Genomic DNA, 10,388 nt, shown 5'->3' with positions numbered 1-10,388 from the left:
TGCAGCACTAAAGGGCGGAAACCCTCTAACACTTAGCACTCATCGTTTACGGCGTGGACTACCAGGGTATCTAATCCTGTTCGCTCCCCACGCTTTCGCGCCTCAGCGTCAGTTACAGACCAGAGAGTCGCCTTCGCCACTGGTGTTCCTCCACATCTCTACGCATTTCACCGCTACACGTGGAATTCCACTCTCCTCTTCTGCACTCAAGTTCCCCAGTTTCCAATGACCCTCCCCGGTTGAGCCGGGGGCTTTCACATCAGACTTAAGAAACCGCCTGCGCGCGCTTTACGCCCAATAATTCCGGACAACGCTTGCCACCTACGTATTACCGCGGCTGCTGGCACGTAGTTAGCCGTGGCTTTCTGGTTAGGTACCGTCAAGGTACCGCCCTATTCGAACGGTACTTGTTCTTCCCTAACAACAGAGTTTTACGATCCGAAAACCTTCATCACTCACGCGGCGTTGCTCCGTCAGACTTTCGTCCATTGCGGAAGATTCCCTACTGCTGCCTCCCGTAGGAGTCTGGGCCGTGTCTCAGTCCCAGTGTGGCCGATCACCCTCTCAGGTCGGCTACGCATCGTTGCCTTGGTGAGCCGTTACCTCACCAACTAGCTAATGCGCCGCGGGTCCATCTGTAAGTGGTAGCTAAAAGCCACCTTTTATAATTGAACCATGCGGTTCAATCAAGCATCCGGTATTAGCCCCGGTTTCCCGGAGTTATCCCAGTCTTACAGGCAGGTTACCCACGTGTTACTCACCCGTCCGCCGCTAACATCAGGGAGCAAGCTCCCATCTGTCCGCTCGACTTGCATGTATTAGGCACGCCGCCAGCGTTCGTCCTGAGCCAGGATCAAACTCTCCGATAAAGTAGTTTGACTGACTACGCACATCGCTGTGCGATTTATAAAAAATGAATTAACAGGTACGTTTTGTCTTGTTTAGTTTTCAAAGATCATTCTAAAATTGGAGCGGGTGATGAGAATCGAACTCACGACATCAGCTTGGAAGGCTGAGGTTTTACCACTAAACTACACCCGCATTGCGAATATATGGCGCGCCCGAGAGGAGTCGAACCCCTAACCTTTTGATCCGTAGTCAAACGCTCTATCCAATTGAGCTACGGGCGCTTCATCAGGCGACTTAACTATAATACTATGAATATCAGTTAAAGTCAAGAAGTTTTTTTGAAGTTTTTCTACCGAAAGGATGAAGCTTTTTTGTTTCGACTTTATCCATTATACACATTTTAAGGTTTTTGTACACCCTTTAAATGATGAATATTATATCGGCATTTCGAAGTTGTAACTTCGTTGTCTTAGCGACGAATAATAATATATCATGCCTTCAATTCATCCGTCAACACTTTTTTCGTTTTTTTATACTTCTAAAAAAATTATGCTTACAGCCATTCATAATAGATGACGTTTTACCTGCCCTTTTCATCTTATGTGATGTTTTATTGAATGTTCCCTGCTTCATCAAGTTATATACGGAACCGAAGCTGTAAATCGTTAACTTCGACATCACTCTTGCACGATCATTTAATGAAGCTTTTATTTTACGAACGGCTTTTAAGATATCCTAAAGGCGCCTCCAATAGCCTGCTTTTCCGCACCGTATACAAAAATACAGGCAGAAATCTTGTTATAGGAAGATTTCCGCCTGCAAACTTCAAATCCTTCATCTATATTCTCCACCGATGGGACTCGACCTGTATGTCCCTCAACAAAATTGTCATCCGCTGATTTTAGCGCTCGCGTCGCTTGGTGCTTTTTCCGATTTGTAGTTGCGGAAATTATGCTCAAGCTGTTCAAGTGTGAGACCTTTTGTTTCAGGAAGGAATTTTTTCACGAATGCAATGGAAAGAAGTCCAAGTCCGACAAAAATGTAGAATGTCGATGACAGTCCAATCGCATCAAGCAATATCGGGAATGAAAATCCGACAAAGAAATTGACGATCCACAAACAAAACACGGTGACGCCCATCCCTAGACCACGAACGCGAAGCGGGAATATTTCAGAAAGCATGAGCCATGTTACAGGAGAAATAGCACCTTGCTGGAATGCAAGAAAGGTTACTGTCAGCGTAAGTACGACATACGGAAGAGCAGCTGAACCTTGAAGGGCGTTTGAGAAGATGCCGATCAGCAGCAAAGCTGAGGTCGTCCCTATTAAACCGGTCAACAGCATCGGTCTGCGCCCGACCTTCCCTAAAAGCCAAATCCCCACGAATGTCGCCAAAACTGAAATGACACCGTTTGCAATATTTCCGATAAGTGCAGCTTTTGTTTCAAATCCGGCATTTTTGAGTATTTCTGTACCGTAATACATGATAGAGTTTACGCCGGTAATCTGCTGAACGACAGCGATCCCGATTCCGAGAAATACGATTCGGCGCACCCATGGAACAGCCAGATCCTTATAATTCGCTTTTTTCATTTCAGATTCTTTCATGACCGCAGCTTCGATTTCAGCAACTTCCGAATGCGCCCTTTTTTCCTCGCGGATTCTTTTCAGAACGCCCAGCGCCGCTTCATTTTTCCCTTTAGAGACAAGCCAGCGCGGACTTTCGGGCATTCTCAGCATACCAAAGAACAAGAACACAGCCGGGACTGCGGCAATGGCCAGCATGTAACGCCAAACATGGGAACTATCCCCCATTGTGGTTCCGAGGATGGCATTGAAAGTAAATGCCAAGAGCTGTCCGGAGACAATCATTAATTCATTTTGGGTAACCATTCGTCCCCTTTTCTCTGAAGGAGACATTTCAGCCAAATAAGTCGGTACCGTAACAGATGCTCCCCCTACAGCAACTCCAAGCAGGAACCGAGAGATGACCATAATCGTCACATCAGGCGCAAGCGTACATCCGAGCGTCGAGAAAAAGAAAAGCACAGCTAGAAAAATGATGTTTTTGCGGCGCCCGATATAATCGGAGAGCCTTCCGCCGAATACCGCCCCCAATGCCGCTCCCAGGAGAAGCGAACTTGCGACCACCCCTTCTGTAAAGGCAGTCAGGTTCAGCTGATCTCCTTCAGACATATAAGGCAAAGCTCCGTTGATCACTCCGGTGTCATATCCGAATAGAAGTCCGCCGAACGTCGAGACTAAAATAACAGTACGCAAAAATGATTTCTGATTTCCCTGTTCATTCATATTGATTTCCCCCGCCTTTGTTTTTAAAAATTGATTTATTTCCAAAGGTTTTCGAAAACATCCTTAAAAGGAGCTCATTTCTTTTCCCAAAAGACTCATTCCCAACTTTCGAAAGTTTCGCCAACCACCCCCTTGACAGAAAATTGAAAATTTTATTTTGATGGAAGCCGGAGCTTCCGCACAACCAATTGCCTACCACGGAATATTTTGGAATCGCTTTCATTTATATGCCGTTTAAATACATTGTTAGATTATAGTTATGTTTTTGGTATATCTTTGTTATGTCTGATATTATCATAATTTTAAAAGCGCTTTCAGTCAACATAAATTTCAGAAAATTTATCTTTTTTTCATTTTAAAAAGCGTAATTAATGGTGTTATGATAGGAATTCCATCCAACTCACATAATTTCATTTCTTTTTTTATTATTTATCAGCATTTTTTCACTATTGTCATTTCGTAGTGATCTTTTTGTCACTTTTTTGTGATGTTGTAGAATTTTAGTCCCAATAAAAAAATACCAAGGGGCTTTCCCTCAGTATTTTTTCCTGCCTGCAGCGGACATTTCAATTATCTGTGAACAGCAACATGAATCAGCTTTCCTTTAACCGCAAGGCGCCCTTCGGTTCTCACGGCTTTGTCACATGTCATCAGCGTAATTTCTTTTTCTTTCGTCTCTTGAATCACATCTGTGTCCGTTTCAGAAATGAATTGTTTGGATGTCACAGTGTATATATAGTCTTTTTTAAAGTCTGTGATTTTAACGGTGTCCCCTTTTTTAATGTGGATAAGAGGGCCGAATAAGAGGTTCTCCCGCTTCATATGATGTCCGGCCAACGGGTAGTTGCCCTCGCCCATTTTCTGATCGGGACGCATTGTTGTCGCTCCGTAGAGAAGATTTTGATTGGTTGTGCCTTTCAATATCGGCAGCTTGATATTGACGCTGCTTATGGTGATCCGGCCGATGACCGCTTTCGATTCACGATCGAGGCCGGCTTTTACTGCTTCCATAAAAGAAGGCGGCTGAATCGCTTCAAAATCAAATGACGCCTTTTGCGTATTGTTTTGTTCCGCCTGTTCAGCAGTCAATTCAAAACTTTTATTCTTGCTGAGATTGATGATGATGCTTTCTTTAATAAAAGGAGACAAGACGAATAGTATACCTGATATGACAAGTACGGCAACGATCATTTTTTTATACATGTCCCACAGTCCTTTCTAACCTTTATGTCAATTGAACGAATGCCGTTTTTCAAAAAAGCACCTGACCGGTTTCATGATCAGGTGCATAAATGATTCGTTTACGCCTTTCTTTGTTTCTTTCTTGTGTAGAAAGCGAAGACTCCTCCAGACAGAATCAGCAGGATGCCGATCATGATCGGAATGATGCTGTCTCTATCACCGGTTTTCGGAAGCGTATCTTTCAAATGACCTTTAGGATCTCCGTTCGAATTTCGGTCCGGTGTGCCTTTGTTATCTGTTTTAGGGTCTCCCGAATTCGGGTTCGATGTGCCTTTGTCAACAGCCGGCGTTTTCAGCTTTTCATTGGATGCTGTGATCTCGACCGGTTTTGACTGTCCTTTTTTAATTTCAAAAGGAATCGGCGTTTCATCCAACTTATAACCGTCAGGCGCCTTCGATTCGACAAATTGATAGCGCCCAGGTGCCAAACCTTCCGCAATAAATTGACCGTTTTGATCTGTAGTCCAGACTGCCGGCAGCTTTTTCCCGTTGCCTGCGGCTTTAACAGGCTTTCCATCGGCATCGAGCAGCTTGAATTCTGCTCCTTTCAACACAGCTTTTTTATCGTTGCGGTCCACTTTCGTCAGTTTCGCATCGCCCGGTGTCAATTGATTCTCTGCAGTCATTTCAATTGGCTTTGTATCAGTATTTTTGACTGTGAACGATATTGGCGTCTTATCCAATTGATAATGCTTAGGCGATTTTGTTTCGACAAATTGGTAGTTACCGGGCTTAAGACCGTACACTGTGATCCGGCCGTCTGCGTCTGTTGCCAAACCGGTTTTCAGCACCTTGCCGGTTTCATCTGTCAAATCGAACTGCGCTCCCTGAAGTCCGGCGCTCTTGTCATCCTGGCCGACTTTTGTGAGCACAACGCTGTTTTTCTTGTTGAGAGCCGTCAGTTTAACCTGTTTCGGCTCACCTTCGTGTTTCCCGGTAATGGAAAATGGGATCGGATCTGTTGACAGCAGGTAACCGTCAGGCGCATGTTTTTCAACAAATTGATAGCTTCCCGGCGCCAAACCGCCAGCCTCGATTTTGCCGCCTTCTTTAGAGATCAAATCGTCTTTGACCGTTTTGCCTTCGCTGTCAATGATTTTAAACACGGCTCCTTCTAATCCATTGCCGTCTTCATCTTCTTTCTGCAAATAAACCGAACCTTTGTAGTTGATGGCTTTACCCGCATCTACATGGGCAGGTTTTCCTTCAGCGGCATCCGGGATGACAAACTCTATTTTCCCGCTGTTCAATACAAATCCATCAGGCGCTTTCGTTTCTACGAAAGCATAGCGCCCAGGCGCCAGGCCTGAAGCCGTAACAGTTCCATTTCGATCTGAGACCAGTTCCTCCTGTACGGTATTCCCGTTTTGATCTGCGATCTTAAAAACGGCTCCTTCAAGCTTGTGGCCTTCCGCATCTTCTTTTGTTAAATGAACCGAGCCTTTATAATTAACAGCGGCGCCTGCATCAACCGGCTCCGGTTTCCCTTCAGCTGAGCCCGGGATGGTGAATTCTATTTGATCGTTGTTTAACATAAAGCCCTCGGGCGCCTTCGTTTCCACAAAAGCATAGCGCCCAGGCGCCAGGCCTGAAACTGCGATTTTTCCGTCTTCATCGGAAGTGAGCTTTTCATGAACGGTTTTGCCTTCATGATCAACGATCTTAAACTCAGCGCCCTTCAGCGTACGGCCTTCCGCATCCTCTTTTGTCAAATAAACCGAACCTTTATAGTTGACGGCTTTGCCTGCGTCCACGGATTCCGGTTTTTCTTTTGCCGATTCAGATATGGTAAACTCGATTGCCTTGCTGTTTATCACAAAGCCCTCGGGCGCTTTGGTTTCAACAAAGGCATAGCGGCCAGGCGCAAGATCAGATACCGCGATTTTCCCGTCTTGATCTGAGGTGAGCTTTTCATGAACGGTGTTGCCTTCATGATCAATGAGCTTAAATTCAGCCCCCTCTAATTGACGGCCTTCTGCATCTTCTTTCGTTAAATGTGCTCTGCCTTTATAGTTGATCAATGTTCCTAAATCAACGTCAGGTACTTGATTCTTATCATTCGTTTTGACGGAGAAGCTGATTTCTTTTGTATTTAAGAGATATCCTTCTGGAGCTTTCGTTTCCAGCAAACGATAATTGCCGGGCGGTAAACCGTTGATTTCTACTTTTCCGTTCTCATTGCTCTTAATATTCGTACGTATTGTTGTAAAGGTGCCATCGCCGGATTTTTTCTCCAGCTTGAACACGGCTCCTTCCAAAGGATTCTTTTGTTCGTCTTGTTTGATAAGCGTCACCTTATTCTTTTCATTCACGACTTTGTAAAGCGCTCCGGCACTGGAAGAGCTGCTGTTAATCTCAACGGAGACCCCGTCTGCATAAGCGTCGCTGATCGTATATCCGTCAGGCGGCTTGATTTCTTTTAAAATGTAAGTCCCGTAGCGGATATTACCGAATGTCAGCTTGCCGTCGTCGTCAGTCGTTCCTGTCCGCAGAAGCCGCTCATTATCTTTTGTCCGCAATTGAAAATCTGCTCCAGAAAGCGGTGTGCCGCCTTCCCCCGTTTTAAGGATTGTCAAGCTGCCTCTTTCACCTGAGCCTGAACCGCCGCCGCTTGAAACGGCAACAAAGACCGAGCTGTTGTTTTCCTGGGTTTGTTCCTGAACATTCGTTCCCGAAATCGACACTTTGTTGTGAACATGACCGCTCGTGCCGGCAATATTGATTAATGATTGGTATTGAATCACATAGGCGCGGTCGATTTTTTTGTAATCACCTGTAAATTTCAGGACAAATGATTGTTCACCGGTTGCATTGTCGGTCTTGATGTCCAGTGTATAGTCTTCGCCTTTTTGAAGCTGAACATCATCCGGGACAAGATTTCCTCCGCTGTCTTTGACTGCACCTTTTTCATCGTATTTAGCTTGATAAACTTTAAAAGAATCTTCAGCTAAAATTTGGTTGGTATCCGGAGTATCGGTGACTTTTACATCCTCCAATACCGACTGGCTCGCATTGACATTAATACTCCAATCGACATAACCTCCGTTTTGTTTGCCTCCTTTGAAAACGAGGCTTCCTCCGTCGGCGACCGAAACGGATGCCGTCAACTCACGCTCTGAGTATCCGGCATTATAATACGTCGCCTTGTTGGTGTAAGAGTCACGCTTAATGACCTGCCCTTTAAGCGAAGTTTTAAATACAATAAGATACGGGACGGAATCGTCCGTTTTCAAATGGACAGTCAGCGTTTGTTTATTGTCAGCCGACGGCTCCTCCACATCATATTGTGAAGCGGGCAGGATGTCTCCTTCTGTGATGGAACCGTCTTTATTGACTGCATAGCTCTTGACGACCACTGAACCTTTAACAAATTGCTGGTCATCTGCTAAAGCATCTTTAATATAAGGATTCTTTGACGGCTCACCATTATAGTTAATCCCGATTTTCCACGAGATTTCTTTTGAAACCGCGTTATATGAGCCGTTTTTGAAACCGTTGTGGGATGTCTGGCGATTCGGTGTAAAACTGCTCGTTTCCTTATTTTTGCGTTCAGTGCTGCTGTGATCTGTCCAGGTTGATTCAGCCGTATTTTTGACATTTTCGTTTGAAAAGTCGGCATTCATATTCGTCGTATAAGTGATCTTAAATTGGCTGTTTGTTGTTGCATAATCTCCGATGAGTTCCAGAAGAAAACCTTCATGATCCGGTTTTATTGTCAATGTATAGTCTTTGCCTTCTTGAAGCGTTTTGTTATTCGTCACATCCTGAAGACGGAATGAGCCGTCGAGGAGCGCGAGCCCGCCGCTTTCGAAATTATCATCCAACTTCCAATTGTTCATCGTGTAGTTGTTTTTGTTGATTGCGATCGTCCAATCGACCGTTTTATTCTTGTAATCAATGTTTGAATAGCCTTTTATCAAATTCTGTTGAATGGCTGTACCTGAAGCTTTCTTTGATTCCCCTGTTCCAGTCACTGCGGTGTTCGTATACGTTGTCGATTTATCGATGATCACTCCGCTGTTGACCTCGGTTTGATATGTGATTTTGTAAGCTCCGGTAACATTTTGGTTAAATTTGATTTCAAACCCGCTTCCATTATCGGAGAGCGTATAGTCTTTGCCTTCCGTTAGAGGCGTTCCCGCCTGTTCACTTCCGTTCTGATTGAAGGTAATAGGAATCACCTTCAAGGAATCTGAAACAAGCTGCAAATCAGCGGAACCAAACGAGTCTGTTATACTCGCCTTGGATTCGTCAATCTTCTTCTCACCATAGTTATATAAAATCGTCCAGCTGAAAGTCTGTGAATCGCTTTTATAACCTGTCGACGATTTTTCGATCATTTTCCCGTATTTGGCTGTGACAGAGGCCTCTGCAGAAGCCGGTTCCAGATTGTCTCCGCCGAATGTCGCCTCGTTCGTAAATGCAGCATTTCCGCCTTCGTCCGGCTTTGCGGAGTCATCGATGTCCGTCACATAGATCAGGCGATAAGCCGAATCTATCTCACCATCAAATGTGACATTCCCATTTGCGTCTACTGTGTAGCCTGAAAGAACTTCATCTCCCTGGCTGACTGAACCATCTATGTTGACATCGAGTTGATAAACTTTGACAGAACGATAGATCAGCCCCTCCGGAAAGTTCTCTGTCAACTTGGCATTTTTGACTTGATCCAATTTTTTGTTGAGGTCGACTGTCCATGTGACTTGCCCCGGATTGATGCCTTTATCAAAAGTTCCTGATTTATCGATGGTTTTGCTTACGTTTGGTTTAAAATAAACCGTTACCTCCGGAGTGTCTGATTTCACCGGGAAGGGAATCTTTTGAGTCGTCGATCCTTTTATTTTTTGCGCGTTGAACTGCGTATTGACAAATAACGTCCCTTTGACCTTCGAATCTGTTTTCACTTCACCATTAAACGTCATCACAACATGGCCTTTTGTATCAATTGAAAAATAGCCGTACGTGATACCGCCTGAGCTTAATGGCTGATTCGTAATATCGTTGTACATAATGAAAGCTTCAGGCAGATCAAATTCATAGCGATCGCCGTCATTTATCGTCTTTCCGAGCTCATCCGGGATGTCCCAAGTGATTGAAATTTTTGCCGGAGAATTCGTGTCGGCCCGGTTGCTTTTGTCATAAGGCTTTCCGTGTTCATCTGTCAGCGTCACGCCGGTTAAAATATTTTGGGTGATTTGATTACCTCCGGACGCAAGGCTCCCGGCTGCCGCTAGTCTTGAAGATGCTGGCGGTTTTGAATCGCTGCTCTCAGTGTCAGCAGCTTTTGTCTTCGTTTCCTCTTCGTCCTGCTCCCCTGAAGATTTTGATTGATCGTCAGCTGCTGCCTGATCATCCTCAGATGACGGAGAATCGTTTTTCGCCGTTTCAGAACCGGAGCCTGTATTCACAGGTATGATCACTTGCTGCGTCTTGCCTGCTCCAAGTTGAAAGAGAGCGGTGACCGTTTTTGTACCGCTTTTCACAGCAGCGGCAAACTTTGCTTCCAGAGTGATGGACCCTTTTGCCTCTGCAGTGCTGTTCAAGGTTACGGTCAAAATGTTGCTGTCCGCTTTCACTTCATAGCTGCCGATGATCTGCTGATCTGCCGATTTCACATCTCCCTTGGCATCCTGAGCGAATTCGAAGCTTTTAGGCACCTCTACAGTGAAGCTTTTTTCGGTGCCGGCTTCTTCATCGTTTTTTAACGCCCACTCGTATGTGAGTGTCACTTTGTCACCCGGTTTTAATGCCGGGTCGTCTCCCTTTGACCCGTCAACCGTTTGATCTTCGCTGTTTTTGATTGTCACTGAATCAAAAAACACGCTGCTCCCTGTTGATGTGCCGGCAGCCACTGCCGTCAGCGTAAAGCCGACAACTTGACTGAAGATCAAATACAATGCCAGGCAAGTGATCAAAAATGGTTTCAGCCCTCTTTTTTTGCTGAGGCTGAACGAATATTTTTTCGATCTCAAATTGTGATTCCTCCC

General features: G+C 45.1%; 3 protein-coding genes, 2 tRNA genes and 1 rRNA gene (1 of these 6 only partly in view). All 6 read right to left on the bottom strand.

Annotation, left to right across the window (positions count from 1 at the left end; all coding sequences use genetic code 11):
- Nucleotides 1–869, bottom strand: a 16S ribosomal RNA gene (locus MKZ04_RS20205); it reaches 681 nt to the left of the window's first position.
- 98 nt (nt 870–967) lie between these two features.
- Nucleotides 968–1,041: transfer RNA gene (locus tag MKZ04_RS20200), tRNA-Gly, on the bottom strand.
- A 12-nt stretch (nt 1,042–1,053) separates the two neighbouring features.
- Nucleotides 1,054–1,130, bottom strand: a tRNA-Arg gene (locus MKZ04_RS20195).
- A gap of 607 nt (nt 1,131–1,737) precedes the next feature.
- Nucleotides 1,738–3,159, bottom strand: coding sequence for a sugar porter family MFS transporter (locus tag MKZ04_RS20190; protein ID WP_341046869.1), 1,422 nt, complete (start codon nt 3,157–3,159; stop codon nt 1,738–1,740).
- 570 nt (nt 3,160–3,729) lie between these two features.
- On the bottom strand, nt 3,730–4,362 hold the full coding sequence (locus MKZ04_RS20185) for a class A sortase (RefSeq protein WP_020450319.1): 633 nt from the start codon (nt 4,360–4,362) through the stop codon (nt 3,730–3,732).
- Nucleotides 4,363–4,460: 98 nt separating this feature from the next.
- A complete protein-coding gene (locus MKZ04_RS20180; RefSeq protein ID WP_341046867.1) occupies nt 4,461–10,373 on the bottom strand; it encodes a SpaA isopeptide-forming pilin-related protein in 5,913 nt (1,970 codons plus the stop codon).
- Nucleotides 10,374–10,388: the final 15 nt, after the last annotated feature.

The organism is Bacillus sp. FSL W7-1354 (assembly GCF_038002405.1).
Taxonomy (GTDB): domain Bacteria; phylum Bacillota; class Bacilli; order Bacillales; family Bacillaceae; genus Bacillus; species Bacillus paralicheniformis.
Note: the sequence above shows the minus strand (reverse complement) of the source record. Positions and strands in the feature narration are given on the sequence as shown.